This window comes from Streptomyces sp. MBT65, from assembly GCF_016612545.1.
Classification (GTDB): Bacteria; Actinomycetota; Actinomycetes; order Streptomycetales; family Streptomycetaceae; genus Streptomyces.
Genome location: NZ_JAENRY010000123.1, coordinates 1 through 18617 on the forward strand (window position 1 = coordinate 1; position 18617 = coordinate 18617).

An 18617-nucleotide genomic window follows, 5' to 3' on the forward strand; every position below is an offset into this window, starting at 1 on the left:
CGTGAGCGGGGGTGATGACCGGACCCGGGTTGGTGACGTGAGTGGGACTGATGACCGGAGGGGGGCTGGTGCCTGGGCGGGGGTCGGTGGCTGGGCCGGGAGCCGTGGTCGGGCCGGGGCTGATGGCGTGGATGAGGTCGGTGATCGAACCGGGGCTGGTGGCGCGACCGGTACGAATGACCGGGCCGGGCCCTATGACAGGGTCTGGGTCACTGACCGAGCCGGGACTGATGACCGGACCGGGGCCGAAGACTCGGCCCGGACCGATACCCCCCACGACGGCGAAGACCTGCTCGCCCGTGTCTTTCTGGCTCGGGTTGTCGAACCCGGTGATGAGGTTGCCGGTCGGTGGATTCGGGAGCTTGGGGCCGTGGAAGTGGCTCGGAGGCTGCGGTGTGGGGGGCCGCTCCGGCGGCGCCTACGGAGTCGACGGTGCCGCCCATCGCGGCGCCCTCGGTGCGGGCGGGGCCACCGCCGCCGGACACGACCACCCAGCCGAGTTCCGCGAGGCCGGCGGCGCCTACGGAGTCGACGGTGCCGCCCATCGCGGCGCCCTCGGTGCGGGCGGGGCCACCGCCGCCGTGCTCGCCTGCGGTGTCGACCGGCCCTACCCGCGCGGCCACGCCGAGTTGATCGGCAGGATCGCCGAACAGGGCCTGGTGATGGGCGAGTTGCCGCCCGGCGAGCATCCGACGCCGAGCCGGTTCATCCTCCGGAACAGGGTGATCGCGGCGCTCACCCGGGGCACCGTGGTGGTCGAGGCCGCGTACCGGAGCGGATCGCTCGTCACCGCGCGGGCCGCGCAGCGGTTGGGGCGCCACACGATGGGCGTGCCCGGCCCGGCCACCAGCGGACTCTCCGCCGGGGTGCACGAACTCCTGCGCGGGGAAGCGGTACTGGTCACCGACGCGGCGGAAGTCGTCGAACTGGTCGGTGACATGGGCGAACTGGCCCCGGACCGACGTGGACCGGTGCTCCCGCGCGACCTGTTGGAGCCGGCCGCCCGGCGCGTCCTCGCCGCACTGCCCGGCAACAGGGCGGCGCCGCCGCGGGAGATCGCACGCGGTGCGCAGACCACGGAGGACGACGCGATCGCGAGACTGTACGAACTCCGAGCACTTGGTTACGTCGAACGACACAGCGACGGCTGGAAGTTGACACGCCAGGCGATGATCTCGGTCCGGCCCGGTCGGGGGTGCCGCTGACCGAGTGTGTTCGGCCGTCCGGGGGAACCCCGACACCCTTGGGATTTCCCGCAGTTGGCGCATTCTGATGATCACGCAGAGCGATCGGAGCACCCCGTTCCGGCACCCTCTCGAACGCGTCCGTGCCCGGTCCGGGCCCTGTCCTTCGCGCACCGCGACACTCCAGTCACGCTACGCTCACGGGGATTCCGGCACAGACCGGCATCTCCACATCACTCCGACAGCTCACCCAGGCAACCCCACTTCACGGCAGAACGGCACAAGGCGACGAATGCCCCAGCACACCTCCGGGTCCGACCGGGCGGCGATCCCCCCAGCCGCCCGTGACGGTGGCAGCGTCCGGCCGCCGGCTCCCTCGACGCTCGAGGAGCTGTGGCGGTCGTACAAGACGACGGGCGACGAGCGGCTGCGTGAGCAGTTGATCCTGCACTACTCGCCGCTGGTCAAGTACGTCGCGGGACGGGTGAGCGTCGGGCTGCCGCCCAATGTGGAGCAGGCGGACTTCGTGTCGTCGGGGGTGTTCGGACTGATCGACGCGATCGAGAAGTTCGACATCGAGCGCGAGATCAAGTTCGAGACGTACGCGATCACCCGCATCCGGGGCGCGATGATCGACGAACTGCGCGCGCTGGACTGGATTCCGCGTTCGGTACGGCAGAAGGCGCGGAACGTCGAGCGGGCGTACGCCACGCTGGAGGCGCGGCTCCGGCGCACACCCAGCGAGGGCGAGGTGGCCGCCGAGATGGGCATTGCGGTGGAGGAACTCCACGCCGTCTTCAGCCAGTTGTCGCTCGCGAACGTGGTCGCCCTGGAGGAACTGCTGCACGCCGGCGGCGAGGGCGGCGACCGGCTCAGCCTGATGGACACCCTGGAGGACACCGCCGCCGACAACCCGGTGGAGGTGGCCGAGGGGCGCGAACTGCGGCGGTTCCTCGCGCGGGCGATCAACACCCTGCCCGAGCGGGAGAAGACCGTCGTCACGCTGTACTACTACGAGGGCCTCACCCTTGCCGAGATCGGCAACGTGCTCGGGGTGACCGAGAGCCGGGTCAGCCAGATCCACACCAAGTCCGTGTTGCAGCTACGCGCCAAGCTGGCGAGTTTCGGCCGTTGAACAGAAGTCGTACGACCTCCTCGGCCTCGCAGAATCGTGCCTGCATGGCCCCTGTCCCTCCCGCCGGGCGTGGACCGTCCGTAGAGTGGCTGACGTGCCAAGGATTCGAGCGGCCTCCGTGGCCGAGCACCGGTCGATGCAGCGAGCCGCCCTGCTGGACGCGGCTCGTTCCCTACTGTCCGAGGGCGGGACGGAGGCGCTGACCTTCCCGGCCCTGGCCGAGCGGACGGGGCTCGCGCGGTCGTCCGTGTACGAGTACTTCCGCTCGCGGGCCGCCGTCGTCGAGGAGCTGTGCGAGGTCGACTTTCCCGTCTGGGCGGCGGACGTGTCGGCGGCGATGGAGCGGGCCGGCTCCGCCGAGGGCAAGGTCGAGGCGTACGTACGGCAGCAGCTCGCGTTGGTCGGGGACCGGCGGCATCGGGCCGTGGTCGCCATCTCCGCGAGCGAGTTGGACGCGGGGGCTCGGGAGAAGATCCGGGCCGCGCACGGGGGGTTGGTGGCGATGATCGTCTCCGCGTTGGCGGAGATGGGGCATGCGGAGCCTCGGTTGGCCGCGATGTTGCTGCAAGGGGTTGTCGACGCGGCTGTGCGGCGGATCGAGTTGGGGGCGGCGGAGGAGCCCGGTGTGATCACTGAGGCCGCGGTACGGATGGCGTTGCGGGGCGTGGAAGGCTGAGTGTCGGCTGTCGGGCGGTGTGGGCTGGTCGTGCCCCCGCGGCGGAGCCGCCGATCGATACCGCCCGGCGCCCCTAAGGAACTCCCAACACCGGCAACAAGCGGGACGGGCCCCTGTTCAGCAGCCATGGGGGCAGTAGCTCCAGCGGGTTCAGATACACCTCCCCTCTCAGCAAGCCCCAGTGCACGCATGCCGTCGCGCAGTGCGAGCCGGTGATCTCCACCGTCCCGACCACCTCGCCCGGCTCCACCTCCTCCCCCTTCTTCACCGTCGCGCTCACCGGTTCGTAGGTCGTGCGCAGGTCCGTGCCCGTCAGTTCGACCGCGACCACACCTCTCCCCGCCACCTTGCCCGCGAAGGAGACCCGGCCCGCCGCCACCGCCCGTACCGGGGCGCCGGCCGGGGTCGCCAGGTCCACGCCCCGGTGGCCCCGGGCGTAGGGCGTAGGCGGGGGCTCCCAGCCTCGTAGGACCAAGGGGTGGGAGCCGACCGGCCAGGCGCGGGCCATGGCCGGTACGGGAAGGGGTGAGACTCCCGGTGCCGGTGGTGGGCCGTCGTCCGCGCGGGCCGCGCAGGTCAGGAGGGGGAGCAGCAGGGCCAGCAGTAACGCCAGGGCCGCGTGCACAGGTCGGTCACGTCGTCGCGTTCGCATGGCACAAACCGTGCCGTACCCGTGCCGATCATGGCCGGGGCCTGTGGACCGCCGGGTGCTTGTGGACAACGGCGTCACCCGGTACCTCGCGGGTCCCGTACACTTCCTTTGGCGATCCGGGTCACCGGGTCGACTTCGCACGCCCCGACATCTGGTGCTCCGTCGAGAGACGAAAACCGGTGTCAGCGCTCCTCGGTCCTCTGGGCACGCGCACGTGGGCGTCAGGCGTGAGTGCCGTCCCGGTGCTCGCGGCACAACCGAGAAAATCAAGGAGAACGGCCATGGCCGTCGTCACGATGCGGGAGCTGCTGGAAAGCGGCGTCCACTTCGGTCACCAGACCCGTCGTTGGAACCCGAAGATGAAGCGCTTCATCTTCACGGAGCGCAACGGCATCTACATCATCGACCTGCTCCAGTCGCTGTCGTACATCGACCGCGCCTACGAGTTCGTCAAGGAGACCGTCGCCCACGGCGGCACGGTCATGTTCGTCGGCACGAAGAAGCAGGCGCAGGAGGCCATCGCCGAGCAGGCCACCCGCGTCGGCATGCCCTACGTCAACCAGCGCTGGCTGGGCGGCATGCTCACCAACTTCTCCACCGTCTACAAGCGTCTGCAGCGCCTCAAGGAGCTCGAGCAGATCGACTTCGAGGACGTCGCCGCGTCCGGTCTCACCAAGAAGGAGCTTCTCGTGCTCTCGCGCGAGAAGGCCAAGCTGGAGAAGACCCTCGGTGGTATCCGCGAGATGTCCAAGGTTCCCAGCGCCGTCTGGATCGTGGACACCAAGAAGGAGCACATCGCGGTCGGTGAGGCCCGGAAGCTCAACATTCCGGTCGTCGCCATCCTCGACACGAACTGCGACCCCGACGAGGTCGACTACAAGATCCCGGGCAACGACGACGCGATCCGCTCCGTCACCCTGCTCACCCGCGTGATCGCCGACGCCGTCGCCGAGGGCCTCATCAGCCGCTCCGGTGTCGCCGCCGAGGCCAAGGGTGACAAGGCCGCCGGCGAGCCGCTCGCCGCGTGGGAGCGCGACCTGCTCGAGGGCGAGAAGAAGGCTGACGAGGCCCCGGCCGCCGACGCCGAGGTCCAGACCTCCGCCGAGACGGAGAAGGTCGCCGACGCCGAGCAGGCCGACGAGGTTCCCGCCGCTGAGGCCGCCGCCGAGGTCGAGGCCCCCGCCGCCGAGGCCGCTCCGGTCGCCGAGGCTGAGGTCGAGGCCGCTCCGGCCGCCGACGCCGAGCAGGCCTGATCCTCCGGCCAACGGCCTGACCTTCCGGGCCAAAGGGCTGACTGAAGTGACGGCGGGTGGTGCCGACCGCGCCACCCGCCGTTCACTCACAGCCCCTAGATCTTCGTAGCCCGTAGATCTTTGGCGGAAGCCCGCTCACCACGCGGCCGCCGCCGACTTCGAGACTTCGAACTCCGAGAAGAGATTTTCAGATCATGGCGAACTACACCGCCGCCGACGTCAAGAAGCTCCGTGAGCTCACCGGCGCCGGCATGATGGACTGCAAGAAGGCGCTGGACGAGGCCGACGGCAACGTCGAGAAGGCCGTCGAGGCGCTCCGTATCAAGGGCCAGAAGGGCGTCGCCAAGCGCGAGGGCCGCTCCGCCGAGAACGGCGCCGTGGTCTCCGTCATCGCCGACGACAACACCTCCGGTGTCCTGGTCGAGCTGAAGTGCGAGACGGACTTCGTCGCCAAGGGCGAGAAGTTCCAGGCTGTCGCCAACCAGATCGCGCAGCACGTCGCCGCGACCTCCCCGGTCGACATCGCGGCGCTCCTCGCGTCCGAGATCGAGTCCGGCAAGACGGTTCAGGCGTTCGTCGACGAGGCCAACGCGAACCTGGGCGAGAAGATCGTCCTGGACCGCTTCGCCCAGTACACCGACGGCTACGTCTCCGCGTACATGCACCGCACGATGCCCGACCTGCCCCCGCAGATCGGTGTCCTCGTCGAGCTGGACAAGCCGAACGCCGAGGTCGCCCGCGGTGTCGCCCAGCACATCGCCGCCTTCGCGCCGAAGTACCTGGCCAAGGAGGACGTGCCGGCCGAGGTCGTCGAGTCCGAGCGACGCATCGCCGAGGAGACCACCCGCGCCGAGGGCAAGCCCGAGGCCGCGATCGCCAAGATCGTCGAGGGTCGTGTCAACGGCTTCTTCAAGGACGCGACCGTGCTCGGTCAGCCGTACGCGCTCGACCCCAAGAAGTCCGTCCAGAAGGTTCTGGACGAGGCGGGTGTCACCCTGAAGCGCTTCACGCGCATCAAGGTCGGCATCTGAGTCCGTACCGCGATCGACGCGCGGCGCCCGGCGGAATCCCGCTAGGGTCGTCAGGAGTCGAGCCGGTACGCCGTCGCGCACGCGCGCGTGGCGGACGACAGCAGATCTGACGAGGAGGCCATTGCCGAGCATGGGATGCGAACGACACCCCACCGGCAGTGGCCTTCTTCGTATGTGCGACCACGTAAAAGAGGCGAGAACGTCATGACCACCAAGGCCCAGAAGAGCGACGACGGCAAGGTACGCGGCCGTTTCATGTTGAAGCTGTCCGGTGAAGCCTTCTCCGGCGGCGGGGGCCTGGGCGTCGACCCCGATGTGGTGCACAAGATCGCCCGTGAGATCGCGGCCGTCGTCCGGGACGGCGCGGAGGTCGCCGTCGTCATCGGCGGCGGCAACTTCTTCCGTGGCGCCGAACTCCAGCAGCGCGGCATGGACCGGGCCCGCTCCGACTACATGGGCATGCTCGGCACGGTGATGAACTGCCTCGCGCTCCAGGACTTCCTGGAGAAGGAGGGCATCGACAGCCGCGTCCAGACCGCCATCACCATGGGCCAGGTCGCCGAGCCGTACATCCCGCTGCGCGCCGTGCGGCACCTGGAGAAGGGCCGCGTGGTCATCTTCGGCGCCGGTATGGGCATGCCCTACTTCTCCACCGACACCACCGCCGCCCAGCGCGCCCTGGAGATCAACGCCGAGGCGCTGCTGATGGGCAAGAACGGCGTGGACGGGGTCTACGACTCCGACCCGAAGACGAACTCCGAGGCCGTCAAGTTCGACGCGCTCAGCTACGGCGAGGTCATCACCCAGGACCTCAAGGTCGCGGACATGACCGCCATCACCCTGTGCCGCGACAACAAGCTTCCGATCCTGGTCTTCGAGCTTCTGGCGGAGGGCAATATCGCCCGCGCCGTCAAGGGTGAGAAGATCGGCACGCTTGTGGGTGACCAAGGCAGCCAGGGCTGATGACCCTGACCGGGGGATGGACAATGTCCTGCCGGTCGGGAACCGTGCAGGAAGAAGACGCGACGCAGCCGGCCGCCGACGCCGACACAGCACAGCAGCCGGGCCTACTCAAGACACGCAGGAGCAAGTGGTGATCGAAGAGACCCTCCTCGAGGCCGAGGAGAAGATGGAGAAGGCCGTCGTGGTCGCCAAGGAGGACTTCGCCGCGATCCGCACCGGCCGTGCGCACCCGGCGATGTTCAACAAGATCGTGGCGGACTACTACGGAGCGCTGACGCCGATCAACCAGCTGGCTTCGTTCTCCGTGCCGGAGCCGCGCATGGCCGTGGTGACCCCGTTCGACAAGACCGCGCTGCGGAACATCGAACAGGCGATCCGCGACTCGGACCTGGGCGTCAATCCCAGCAACGACGGCAACATCATCCGAGTGACGTTCCCCGAACTGACCGAGGAGCGCCGCAAGGACTACATCAAGGTCGCCCGGACCAAGGCCGAGGACTCCAAGGTGTCCATCCGCGCCGTCCGCCGCAAGGCCAAGGACGCCCTGGACAAGCTGGTCAAGGACAAGGAGTCCGGCGAGGACGAGGTCCGTCGTGCGGAGAAGGAGCTCGACGACACCACGGCGAAGTACGTCGCCCAGGTGGACGAACTCCTCAAGCACAAGGAAGCGGAGCTGCTCGAGGTCTGATGAACGACTCTTCCTGGGGGGCACCGCCACAAGCCGGGTACTGGGGGCCGTCCGACCAGGGGCCTGTCCAGGGGGCTGCCCCGGCGGGTCCCACGTACGATGCGCCTGAGGCGCAGCAGACTCGCCCCATGCCCATCGTGCCCGACGAGCCCGCATACGGCGGACACCAGGATGACGACCGGGGGGCCGCTCGGCTGAGCGGCCCCTTGTTCCGCGACGAGACGCAGCAGCCGCCGTACGACGTACGGCAGTCGCCGTCGTACGACCCGCGGACGCAGCCCTCTGACATGCCGCAGGCGCAGCCCTACGGGGCGGTGCCGCAGAATCCGGAGCCCATGCCCGACGTCCCGCCACCGGCGCCCGCCCCGCAGAAGAAGAGCGCGGGCCGGGACCTGGGTGCGGCCATAGGGGTCGGGGTCGGGCTCGCCGTGGTGATCGTGGCCTCCCTCTTCGTGGTGAAGGCCGCGTTCGTCGGAGTGATAGCGGTCGCCGTCGTGGTCGGTCTGTGGGAGCTCACCTCGCGGCTCCAGGAGCGCAAGGGCATCAAGGCGCCCCTCGTGCCCCTGGCGGTCGGCGGTGCGGCGATGGTCGTCGCCGGATACGTCCGGGGTGCCGAGGGCGCCTGGGTCGCGATGGCGCTCACGGCGCTCGCCGTCCTCGTCTGGCGGATGACGGAGCCGCCGGAGGGCTACCTCAAGGACGTCACGGCGGGCGTCTTCGCGGCGTTCTACGTGCCGTTCCTGGCCACGTTCGTCGCCCTGATGCTCACCGCCGACGACGGCGCCTGGCGGGTCCTGACGTTCCTGCTGCTGACCGTCGTCAGCGACACCGGGGCGTACGCCATCGGCTGGCGCTTCGGCACGCACAAGCTCGCCCCGCGCATCAGCCCCGGAAAGACCCGCGAGGGACTGTTCGGAGCGGTGTCCTTCGCGATGGTGGCGGGCGCGCTGTGCATGCAGTTCCTGATCGACGACGGCAGCTGGTGGCAGGGCCTCGTCCTGGGCCTCGCGGTCGCGGCCAGCGCCACGCTGGGCGACCTCGGCGAGTCCATGATCAAGCGGGACCTCGGCATCAAGGACATGGGCACGCTGTTGCCGGGCCACGGCGGCATCATGGACCGCCTGGACTCCCTGTTGCCGACGGCGCCGGTGGTGTGGTTGCTGTTGGTGCTGTTCGTCGGCTCCGGCTGAAAGGCCGCCACAGAACCAGCTGACCTGCGGTTTTGCGTACGAGGGGCTCGTTGTCCACAGGGCGGCGAGTCCCTCTTCGTATGTCTGCGACACTGGTAGGGCCATGCCTAAGCCCGGAGAACTCACATTCGTCGCCCCCCGCGGAGCCCAGAAGCCGCCGCGGCACCTTGCCGATCTCACGCCCGCGGAGCGCAAGGAAGCCGTCGCCGCGATCGGGGAGAAGCCGTTTCGCGCCAAGCAGCTCTCGCAGCACTACTTCGCGCGCCTCGCGCACGACCCGGCGGAGTGGACCGACATCCCCGCCGGTTCACGCGCCAAGCTGCAGGAAGCGCTGCTTCCTGAGCTGATGACCGTCGTACGGCATCTGTCGACCGACCAGGAGACCACCCGCAAGACGCTGTGGCGGCTGTTCGACGGGACGCTCGTCGAGTCCGTGCTGATGCGGTACCCGGACCGGGTCACCATGTGCATCAGCTCGCAGGCGGGCTGCGGGATGAACTGCCCGTTCTGCGCGACCGGTCAGGCCGGCCTGGACCGCAATCTCTCCACCGGCGAGATCGTGCACCAGATCGTGGACGGCATGCGGGCGCTGCGCGACGGCGAGATCCCGGGCGGTCCCGCCCGCCTCTCCAACATCGTCTTCATGGGCATGGGCGAGCCCCTCGCCAACTACAAGCGGGTCGTCCAGTCCATCCGCGCCCTCACCGACCCGGAGCCGGACGGCCTCGGCCTCTCGCAGCGCGGGATCACCGTCTCGACGGTCGGACTGGTCCCGGCGATCCACCGCTTCTCCGACGAGGGCTTCAAGTGCCGCCTCGCGATCTCGCTGCACGCGCCCGATGACGACCTGCGCGACACCCTGGTCCCCGTCAACACCCGGTGGAAGGTCCGCGAGGTCCTCGACGCCGGTTGGGAGTACGCGGCGAAGTCGGGACGTCGGCTGTCCATCGAGTACGCGCTGATCCGCGACATCAACGACCAGGCGTGGCGCGGCGACCGGCTCGGCCGCCTCCTCAAGGGCAAGCCCGTGCACGTCAACCTGATCCCGCTGAACCCGACGCCGGGCTCGAAGTGGACGGCCTCCCGCCCCGAGGACGAGAAGGCGTTCGTCGAGGCCATCGCGGCCCATGGGGTGCCGGTCACCGTCCGGGACACCCGTGGCCAGGAGATCGACGGAGCGTGCGGTCAGCTCGCGGCCACCGAGAGGTAATCTTCACCCGTACGACCTGTACGTACATCTTCATATCCGACAGGGGAGCGCGCAGCGCTGAGAGTGCGGCAATCGGGCCGCAGACCCTCTGAACCTCGCCCAGGTCATTCTGGGTAGGAAGTTCGGTCATCACCGTGAACACCAAGAAGTACTGTGCTGTCCTCGTCGGCCTCGGCCTGGTCACGCTCTCCGCGTGCGGGTCGGGGTCGGACGGGAGCAGCGGCTCCGGATCCGACAAGACCGTCACGCTCGTCAGCCACGACTCGTGGGCCGTCTCGAAGAGCGTCCTCAAGGACTTCGAGAAGCAGTCCGGCTACACCGTCAAGGTCCTCAAGGACGGCGACGCCGGGCAGGCCGTCAACAAGGCGATCCTCACCAAGGACAACCCCCAGGGCGACGTCTTCTTCGGCGTCGACAACACCCTGCTCTCCCGCGCGCTCGACAACGGCCTCTTCCAGTCCTACGACGCGAAGGGCTCCGCCACCGTCAAGCCCGCGTACCGCGTCGACGGGGCCAAGCACCGGGTCACGCCCATCGACACCGGCGACATCTGCGTCAACTACGACAAGGCCTACTTCAGCAAGCACAAGCTGACCCCGCCGACCTCGTTCGCGGACCTCGTCAAGCCGGAGTACAAGAACCTCCTCGTCACCGAGAACGCCGCGACCTCCTCACCCGGCCTCGGCTTCCTGCTCGGCAGCGCGGCCCAGTACGGCGACGACGGCTGGCAGGCGTACTGGAAGAAGCTCCAGGCGAACGGCGTGAAGGTCGTCGACGGCTGGGAGCAGGCCTACGACCAGGAGTTCTCCGGTTCGGCCGGCGGCAAGAAGGCGGGCGGCGACCGGCCGCTCGTCGTGTCGTACGCCTCCTCGCCGCCCGCCGAGGTCATCTACGCCGACCCGAAGCCGACCACCGCGCCCACCGGGGTGTCGTACGGCACCTGCTTCCGGCAGACCGAGTACGCGGGACTGCTCAGCAACGCCAGGAACACCAAGGGCGGCAAGGCCTTCATCGACTTCCTGCTGACCAAGGAGTTCCAGCAGGACATGCCGCTCAACATGTTCGTGTACCCGGTGATCGAAGGCGCCCAGGTGCCGCAGGAGTTCGTCGAGTACGGTCGCCAGGCCCCGGATCCCGAGACCATGGCCCCCGCGAAGATCGCCGCCAACCGGGACCAGTGGGTCAAGTCGTGGACCTCGCTCGTACTGAAGTAACCGAGGCAGCGGAAGCAGTCGAAGCGGCGCCGCGGAAGGCCTCCCGTAAGGGCGGCGCGACACGGCTCGGCCTCATGGCCCTGCCCGTCGCGTTCTTCGCGGTGTTCTTCGCCTACCCCGTCGCGGCCATCGTCGGACGGGGCCTCAAGGCCGACGGCGCCTGGCAGTTGGGCCGGATCGGGGACGTGCTGGCCCAGTCCGACATCCGGCACGTCCTGTGGTTCACCACCTGGCAGGCGCTCGCGTCCACCGCGCTCACGCTGCTGATCGCGCTCCCCGGCGCGTATGTCTTCGCGCGCTTCGACTTCCCGGGGAGGCACGTGCTGCGGGCCGTCGTGACGGTCCCCTTCGTGCTGCCGACGGTCGTCGTCGGTACGGCCTTCCTCGCGCTCGTCGGCCGGGGCGGACTCCTCGACGACCTGTGGGGCGTACGGCTGGACACCACCGTGTGGGCCATCCTGCTCGCGCACGTCTTCTTCAACTACGCGGTCGTCGTACGGACGGTGGGCGGCCTCTGGGCCCAGCTCGACCCGCGTCAGGAGGAGGCCGCGCGGATGCTCGGCGCCTCCCGGCACCGGGCCTGGCGGCAGGTGACGCTGCCCGCGCTCGCACCCGCCGTGGCCGCCGCCGCGCTGATGGTCTTCCTCTTCACCTTCACCTCCTTCGGTGTGGTGCAGATCCTCGGCGGCCCGACCTTCTCGACCCTCGAAGTGGAGATCTACCGCCAGACCTCGGAGATCTTCGACCTCGCCACGGCGGCGGTGCTGACGATCGTCCAGTTCGTCGCGGTCGGCACGATCCTCGCCGTGCACGCCTGGACCGTACGACGACGGGAGACGGCCCTACGGCTGGTCGACCCCTCGGTGACCGCCCGCCGCCCGCGGGGAGCGGGCCAGTGGTCCCTGCTCGCCGGAGTCCTCGTCTCGATCCTCCTGCTGCTCGTGCTGCCCCTTGCCGTGCTGGTCCAACGCTCGCTCGACACACCGGACTTCGGCTACTACCGGGCACTGACCCACGACGACGGCGGCACTTTCCTCGTCCCGCCGATCGCCGCGGTCGGCAACTCGCTGGAGTACGCCGCCGCCGCCACCGCCATCGCCGTGGTGATCGGCGGACTCGCCGCCGCGGCCCTGACCCGGCGCGATGCCGGGCGGCTGGTGCGGGGCTTCGACGCGCTGCTGATGCTGCCGCTCGGGGTGTCGGCGGTGACCGTCGGCTTCGGGTTCCTGATCTCGCTCGACAAACCCCCGCTGGACCTGCGGAGTTCATGGATCCTGGTGCCGCTCGCGCAGGCGCTGGTGGGCGTCCCCTTCGTCGTACGGACCATGCTGCCCGTGCTGCGGGCGGTGGACGGGCGGCTGCGCGAGGCGGCGGCCGTGCTCGGGGCCTCGCCCTGGCGGGTGTGGCGCGAGGTCGATCTGCCTCTCGTACGGCGGGCGTTGCTGATCGCCGCCGGGTTCGCGTTCGCGGTGTCGCTGGGGGAGTTCGGGGCGACCGTGTTCATCGCGCGGCCCGACAACCCGACCCTGCCGGTCGCGGTGGCCCGGCTGCTGTCCCGGCCCGGTGATCTCAACTACGGCCAGGCGATGGCCCTTTCGACGATTCTGATGGTGGTGTGCGCGGTGGCCCTGCTGGTCCTCGAGCGGCTGCGCACGGACCGGACGGGGGAGTTCTAGATGCCGCCGAACATGCCGCCGAACACGCCGCCGCATGTGCCGCCGAACATGCTGCTCAGTCTTGCGGGCGCGACCGTACGGTTCGGTGGGCGCCCGGTGCTGGACGCCGTGGACCTGGGCGTCACCGAGCACGAGATCGTGTGCGTGCTCGGCCCCAGCGGCAGCGGCAAGTCCACGCTGCTGCGGGCGGTCGCCGGGCTCCAACCCCTGGACTCCGGGCGGGTGTTGCTCGACGGCCGGGACCAGGCGACCGTGCCCGCGCACAAGCGGGGGGTGGGCCTGATGTTCCAGGACCATCAGCTGTTCGCGCAGCGGGACGTGGCCGGCAACGTCTCCTTCGGGCTGCGCATGCACGGAGCGTCCAGGCGGCAACAGGACACCCAGGTCGGCGAGTTGCTCGACCTCGTCGGACTGCCGGGTGCCGCCCGCCGGGCCGTCGCGGGGCTGTCCGGTGGTGAGCAGCAACGGGTGGCGCTCGCCCGCGCCCTCGCGCCCCGCCCCCGGCTCCTCATGCTCGACGAACCGCTCGGCCAGCTCGACCGGTCACTGCGGGAGCGGCTGGTCGTCGAACTCCGCGAGCTCTTCGGCGCGTTGGGCACGACCGTGCTCGCGGTCACGCACGACCAGGGCGAGGCGTTCGCGCTCGCCGACCGGGTCGTGGTGATGCGGGACGGCCGGATCGCCCAGTCCGGTACGCCACTTGAGGTCTGGCAGCACCCCGCCGACGAGTTCGTGGCCCGCTTCCTCGGCTTCGACAACGTGGTGGAGGCCACGGTCGCCGGCGAGGCGGCCGACACTCCCTGGGGCAAGGTGCCGGTTCCGGAGGACGCCCCCCAGGGCACCCGCCCGCTCCTCGTACGCCCCGCGGGCGTACGCCTGTTGCCCGCCGACGAGGGCCTGCGCTGCACGGTCGTCGCCCGCACCTTCAAGGGCACCCATGTCGCCGTACGACTGCAACCGGAGGACGCGCCGCGCCTGGAGGCGGCCTGCGCGCTGCGGGAGGCACCGGAGGTCGGGAGCGCGGTCGGGGTGGAGTTCGACGCCGCCGAGATCGTCGTACTCGGCGGCCTCTAGCGGACATGCGTGTGGCCCGTCCCCACGAACCGGACAGGCCACAGAGCAACAGCGGATGGATCAGCGGCCGTTGGTCGCACCGCGACGGCGCATGCCGTAGTAGACGGCTCCGCCGCCCGCGATGACGAAGGCGCCCGCGATACCGGCGATCATGCCGGTGTTGGAGTTGGCACCGGTCTCGGCGAGGTTCGAGGAACCGGCCGCCGGGGACGGCGCGTTGTCCGTCGTCGTCGCGGGAGCGGTGCTGCTGCTCTCCGTGGCCGACGGGGTCGGGGTGTCGGACTCGGCCGGGGTCGAGGCGCTGTCCGAGGGGGCGGGAGTGGTCTCGCTCGGAGTCGGGGACGGGCTGGGTGACTCCGTCGCGCAGGCCTTGGACGGGGTGGTCAGGTTCGGCTTGATGTCGGCGTTGACCTGCTTGCCGGCCACGACGCGGACGCGGTACGTGGCGTTCGGCTCCCAGTCCTCGGAGAAGGAGACGGATTCGCCGGTCGCCGAGCCCTTGACGGTCTGCGGTTCGCCGACCTGCCGGACGTCGCCACCGTTGTTCTCCAGGAACACGGTGATGGTCGCCTCGACACCGGTGGCGTCCTTGTCGGTCACGGTGATGACACCCTTGGCGCCGTCACAGGTGGCTTCGGCGGAGAACTCGCCGATGCTGCAGGCGAGCGCGTTGCCCGCGAATCCGAGCGTGAGCGCGGCCGAGGCGGACGCGACGCCGAGGATGCGTACGGAACGTCGAGATATGGACACGTTTGCCCTTCACGGGATGTGCAACTGCGGGGGGTTTAGGGGGAGATGAGGCAGCAATTGAGGTGAGGCACCATCGCCCCCAGGAGTCTCACTGGTCTATAAGTGCTGCGTAAGCAGTGTCAATGCATATGCGGTGTGCGACAGTTGGCTTTACCTGCGTTTTACACTGCGAGGCGTTTCAATGCTTCCGGAGCGTCCTCGATCCGGTCAACGAGGGCGATACGGCTCTCCATCGACCGTTCCCGGGCAAGTGCACACAGCAGTGGCCATGCCGGCAGCCGCTCCGTCCAGTGCTCCCGGTCCACGAGCACCATCGGCGTGGGCTCGCCGCGCGACGCGTAGTAGTTCGGCGTCGCGTTGTCGAAGATCTCCTGTACGGTCCCGGCCGCGCCCGGCAGAAACACCACCCCCGCGTTCGAGCGGGCCAACAGGCCGTCCTCGCGGGTGGCGTTGGCGAAGTACTTCGCGATGTGCGAGGCGAAGGCGTTCGGCGGCTCATGGCCGTAGAACCAGGTCGGGATGCCGATCGACTGGTTGCCCTTGGGCCAGCGGGTGCGGACCTCGAAGGCGCTCTGCGCCCAGTCGGTGATGGAGGGGCTGAACGACGGGGAGGCGGCGAGGAGTTCGCAGGCCTCCTCCAGCATCGCGTCCTCGTACGGCGCCGCGTACGCGCCCAGGTTGGCCGCCTCCATCGCGCCGGGCCCGCCGCCGGTCGCCACCGTGAGGCCGGACCGGCTCAACTCGCGGCCCAGGCGCGCGGCACCGGCGTAGGCCTCCGTCCCGCGTGCCATCGCGTGGCCGCCCATGACGCCCACCACCCGTGCGCCGCGCAGGAGTTCGTCGAGGGCGTCGGAGACGGAGTCGTCGTGGACGGCGCGCAGCATCGACGCGTATATGTCGCCGTCCGCCTTGGTGCGCTGGAACCAGGCGTACGCGAGCGCGTCCGGTGTCTGCTCGTACCCCTTGTCGAGCGAGTCGAACAGCTCGTCCGGCGTGTAGAGACGGCCGCGGTAGGGGTCGAAGGGGAGGTGCGGGACGGGCGGGAAGACCAGGGCGCCGTCGGCGCGGACCTTCGCCGCCGCCTCCTCGCGCATCGGGCAGCCGAGGAAGACGGCGCCCGCGGTGTCCGTGGTGAGCAACTCCCGCGTACGGTCCGTCAGATCGACGCCCTGGACGCGGTGTCCGGCGAGGGTGCCGCGGGCCGAGACGGTCGCGTCGAAGTCCTCGACCGTCTCGATCTCGCGTTCGTCGTGGTGGGCCGCATGGGCCGGGCTCGTCTGCACGCGCCCATGCTAGGCACCCGACGGGTCAGCCCTGGACGGCCGCCGGGTCCATCCACACGACCTCCCAGGAGTGGTTGTCGAGGTCCTCGAAGGAGCGGCCGTACATGAAGCCCTGGTCCTGGACGTCGTCATTGGCGGTGCCGCCCGCCGCGACCGCCTTGTTGATCAGCTCGTCGACCTTCTCGCGGCTCTCGGCGCTCAGGCACAGCAGCACCTCGCTGGTCTTGGCCGAGTCGGCGATCTCCTTCTTCGTGAAGTCGCTGTAGCGCTGCTTCTCCAGGAGCATCGCGATGATCGTCTCGCTGATCACGACGCAGGTGGTCTCGTCGTTGCTGAACTGGGGGTTGATCGAGAAGCCGAGCTCGGTGAAGAACTTCTTCGACGCGGCGGCGTCGTTCACGGCCAGGTTCACGAAGATCATCTGCTGGTACATGCGGGGAGTCTCCCATCGGGCGTGCGTGCTATTCGGTGGGTAGACCGGCGGTCGACGGAAAACTCATCGGCCGGCCAGCGGCAAAGCTGCCAGCTCGGCCACGAACAGGGTCAGCGGGAGGAACAGGGCGAGCAGCGCGCCCGCGCGCAGGGCCGCCGCGCTGCGCAGCATGGCGGCGGGGGCGCCGAGGCGGAGCAGCGCGGCCGTGGTGTCGGCGCGGGCGTGCTTGGCCTCCAGGGCGGCGGTGAGCAGGGTCGCCACCGTGCAGCCGGTGACCAGGAGCAGCCCGAGGGTGGTCAGGGGGCCGAAGGCCGGGGCGTCCGTGTCGTAGAGCGCCGTCATCGCGAAGCCGCCGGACGCCACCGCGCAGACCACGCCCAGCGGGCGGCCGATCCGGGTCGCCTCCTCCATCAGCACCCGGCCCGCCAGCAGCCGCAGCGCGCCCGGGCTGACGGACTGGAGCAGCCGCCCGCAGAGGTGGGTGAGCCCCGGACCGGCGAGCGCCAGCCCGATCGCGGTCAGCACCCAGCCGGCCAGGACGCTCGCGGGCCCGTCCGCGAGACCGCCGGGCAGCGACAGCCCGCCGCCGTCCTTCGCCCGGCTCGCGTACGCCTCCACGGCGAGCCCCGCGGCCAGCACCGCGATGCCCCAGGGGAGCCCGCGCGGGGCCTCTCGGGGAGCGGCCGGGCGCGAGGGGTCGGGGTGGTCGCCGGGCGCGGTGGCGGTCGTGGCCTCCAACTGCTCCTGCTGCGCGGGCTGTTCGGCCTCCGGTTCACTGCCGCGGCCCGCGCCGCGAAGATGCGCGCCGAAGCGGCCGTACGTCCCGAAGGTCTCGCGGGACCTCGGGCCGCCCTGCGCGCCGAAGCGGCCGTACGACCTCGTCCGGCCCTTCTCGGAGGCGGGGCGGAGGTCGCGGGGGCGCAGGGCGAGGGCCACGGCGACGGAGGCGGTCAGGGGGACCAGGGCGAGGAGGGTCAGTGCGGCGGGAAGGGGCAGGGGCTGGTCGGAGGCCAGGAACTCGGCCGCCGCTCCGTCGAAGGGCATGCCCGTGAGGTCGCCGCGCAGGTGGAGGAAGAAGAGCAGGGCCAGCATGGAGCCGAGGGTGCAGGCCAGCGCGGTCGTGGTCGCCGAGATGGCCATCAGGCGGGCGGGGCCGAGGCCGATCGCGGAGAGGCCGGGGCGCGGTCTGGTCGCCGGGTCGGTGCGGGCGACGGCCATCGCGAAGTAGACGGTGGCGGCCAGCGGGGTCGCGCACCAGCCGAGGCGGAGGGCCGCGGCGGCGGGGGAGTCGGGGTGGCCCATCGCGTAGCCGAGGGTGCACAGGAGGAGGAAGCCCGTGCCCGCCGAGGCCGACGCGACCAGCAGTCGGCGCAGTTGGACGGCGGGGTGCGAGCCGCGGGTCAGACGGAGAGCGAGCACGCGGCCCGGCCTTCCGCCTCGGTGACCGGGGGGAGGTGAACCGTGTTCACACGGCGTCCGTCGAGCAGTGACACCGTGCGGTCCGCGAGGGCCGCGGTCTCCGCCTCGTGGGTCGCGAGGACGACCGTGATGCCGTGCGAGCGGGCGGCCGTCGTGAGCGTGCGCAGGACCTGGGCGCGGTCCGCGCGGTGCAGCGGGGCCGTCGGCTCGTCGGCGAACAGGACCGTCGGCGCCGGGGCCAGCGCGCGGGCGATGGAGACGCGCTGGCGCTCCGCCTGGCGCAGTTCGTGCGGGCGTTTGCGGGCGTGGTCGCCGATGTCGAGGCGGTCCAGCCACTCCAGGGCGGCGGTCTTGGCCCGGCGGCGGCTGGTGCCGCGCAGCATCAGGGGGAGGGCCGCGTTCTCCCAGACGTTCAGCTCCGGGACGAGCACGGGCGCCGGGTCGATCCAGCCGAAGCGGTCGCGGCGCAGCCGTTCCCGGGTCATCGGGCCCATGGTGTGCACGGGCACGCTGTTGAACCAGACCTCGCCGCGGCCGGGTCGCTCCAGACCGGAGAGGCAGCGCAGCAGCGTCGTCTTGCCGCTGCCGCGCGGGCCCATGACGGCGAGGATCTCGCCCTCCCGGACCCCGAGCGAGACGCCGCCGAGCGCGGGCGTTCCGTCCTGGTGCTGGAAGTGCAGGGCACGTGCCCAGAGCACGTCGTTGTCCGGCGGGGTCACCATGCGCGTACACCTCGTTCAGATCCGTTTTCCGTACTGCGTCCCCCGTGCGGGGGAACGAGGACGG

At 70.3% G+C, this 18617-nt stretch carries 17 protein-coding genes, 1 pseudogene and 1 riboswitch; of the genes and pseudogenes, 12 read left to right on the forward strand and 6 right to left on the reverse strand.

Going from position 1 to position 18617, the window contains the following annotated elements:
* Positions 1-127 precede the first annotated feature (127 nt).
* From JHN63_RS26415 to JHN63_RS26425, 3 genes and pseudogenes are all read left to right on the forward strand, one after another.
* Positions 128-1205: pseudogene (locus JHN63_RS26415) on the forward strand (DNA-processing protein DprA).
* 271 nt (positions 1206-1476) lie between these two features.
* Entirely contained in the window at positions 1477-2319 is an 843-nt protein-coding gene (whiG, locus tag JHN63_RS26420; RefSeq protein ID WP_043680536.1) for an RNA polymerase sigma factor WhiG, read from the forward strand.
* A 118-nt stretch (positions 2320-2437) separates the two neighbouring features.
* On the forward strand, positions 2438-2995 hold the full coding sequence (locus JHN63_RS26425) for a TetR/AcrR family transcriptional regulator (RefSeq protein WP_200685139.1): 558 nt from the start codon (positions 2438-2440) through the stop codon (positions 2993-2995).
* Positions 2996-3068: 73 nt separating this feature from the next.
* Here the strand turns inward: JHN63_RS26425 and JHN63_RS26430 are convergent, their stop codons facing one another.
* The gene (locus tag JHN63_RS26430) at positions 3069-3647 is read right to left on the reverse strand and encodes a murein hydrolase activator EnvC (protein ID WP_200685067.1); all 579 of its coding nucleotides are present in this window, start codon (positions 3645-3647) and stop codon (positions 3069-3071) included.
* 281 nt (positions 3648-3928) lie between these two features.
* Between JHN63_RS26430 and rpsB the strand changes: the two genes are divergently transcribed.
* From rpsB to JHN63_RS26475, 9 genes are all read left to right on the forward strand, one after another.
* Positions 3929-4900, forward strand: a complete 972-nt coding sequence (gene rpsB / locus JHN63_RS26435; RefSeq protein WP_043680542.1) for a 30S ribosomal protein S2 — start codon at positions 3929-3931, stop codon at positions 4898-4900.
* Between the two features lie 194 nt (positions 4901-5094).
* Complete coding sequence (gene tsf, locus JHN63_RS26440) at positions 5095-5931, forward strand: translation elongation factor Ts (RefSeq protein ID WP_200685068.1); 837 nt, start codon at positions 5095-5097, stop codon at positions 5929-5931.
* 204 nt (positions 5932-6135) lie between these two features.
* Positions 6136-6894, forward strand: a complete 759-nt coding sequence (gene pyrH, locus JHN63_RS26445) for a UMP kinase (RefSeq protein ID WP_200685070.1) — start codon at positions 6136-6138, stop codon at positions 6892-6894.
* Between the two features lie 130 nt (positions 6895-7024).
* Positions 7025-7582 carry a ribosome recycling factor gene (gene frr, locus JHN63_RS26450; RefSeq protein ID WP_019058716.1) on the forward strand — a complete coding sequence of 186 codons (558 nt, stop codon included), beginning with the start codon at positions 7025-7027 and terminating at the stop codon, positions 7580-7582.
* Positions 7582-8772 carry a phosphatidate cytidylyltransferase gene (locus JHN63_RS26455; protein ID WP_200685072.1) on the forward strand — a complete coding sequence of 397 codons (1191 nt, stop codon included), beginning with the start codon at positions 7582-7584 and terminating at the stop codon, positions 8770-8772. The genes frr and JHN63_RS26455 overlap by 1 nt, the downstream gene beginning before the upstream one ends.
* Positions 8773-8875: 103 nt before the next feature.
* On the forward strand, positions 8876-9982 hold the full coding sequence (gene rlmN / locus JHN63_RS26460; RefSeq protein WP_200685074.1) for a 23S rRNA (adenine(2503)-C(2))-methyltransferase RlmN: 1107 nt from the start codon (positions 8876-8878) through the stop codon (positions 9980-9982).
* A gap of 31 nt (positions 9983-10013) precedes the next feature.
* Positions 10014-10120, forward strand: a riboswitch (TPP riboswitch).
* Positions 10117-11196, forward strand: coding sequence for a thiamine ABC transporter substrate binding subunit (locus JHN63_RS26465; RefSeq protein WP_200685076.1), 1080 nt, complete (start codon positions 10117-10119; stop codon positions 11194-11196). (Overlaps the previous riboswitch by 4 nt.)
* A 74-nt stretch (positions 11197-11270) precedes the next feature.
* Positions 11271-12872, forward strand: a complete 1602-nt coding sequence (locus JHN63_RS26470; protein ID WP_200685107.1) for an iron ABC transporter permease — start codon at positions 11271-11273, stop codon at positions 12870-12872.
* 36 nt (positions 12873-12908) lie between these two features.
* Entirely contained in the window at positions 12909-13946 is a 1038-nt protein-coding gene (locus tag JHN63_RS26475) for an ABC transporter ATP-binding protein (protein WP_200685140.1), read from the forward strand.
* 60 nt (positions 13947-14006) lie between these two features.
* Here the strand turns inward: JHN63_RS26475 and JHN63_RS26480 are convergent, their stop codons facing one another.
* From JHN63_RS26480 to JHN63_RS26500, 5 genes are all read right to left on the reverse strand, one after another.
* Positions 14007-14696: an LAETG motif-containing sortase-dependent surface protein gene (locus JHN63_RS26480; RefSeq protein ID WP_200685109.1), complete on the reverse strand. Its 690-nt coding sequence runs from the start codon at positions 14694-14696 to the stop codon at positions 14007-14009.
* Between the two features lie 161 nt (positions 14697-14857).
* Complete coding sequence (locus tag JHN63_RS26485) at positions 14858-15979, reverse strand: LOG family protein (protein WP_200685111.1); 1122 nt, start codon at positions 15977-15979, stop codon at positions 14858-14860.
* A gap of 25 nt (positions 15980-16004) precedes the next feature.
* Entirely contained in the window at positions 16005-16412 is a 408-nt protein-coding gene (locus JHN63_RS26490; protein ID WP_200685113.1) for a VOC family protein, read from the reverse strand.
* A gap of 63 nt (positions 16413-16475) precedes the next feature.
* Positions 16476-17831, reverse strand: coding sequence for a hypothetical protein (locus tag JHN63_RS26495; RefSeq protein WP_200685115.1), 1356 nt, complete (start codon positions 17829-17831; stop codon positions 16476-16478).
* Entirely contained in the window at positions 17813-18553 is a 741-nt protein-coding gene (locus tag JHN63_RS26500) for an ABC transporter ATP-binding protein (RefSeq protein WP_200685117.1), read from the reverse strand. The genes JHN63_RS26495 and JHN63_RS26500 overlap by 19 nt, the downstream gene beginning before the upstream one ends.
* Positions 18554-18617 lie beyond the last annotated feature (64 nt).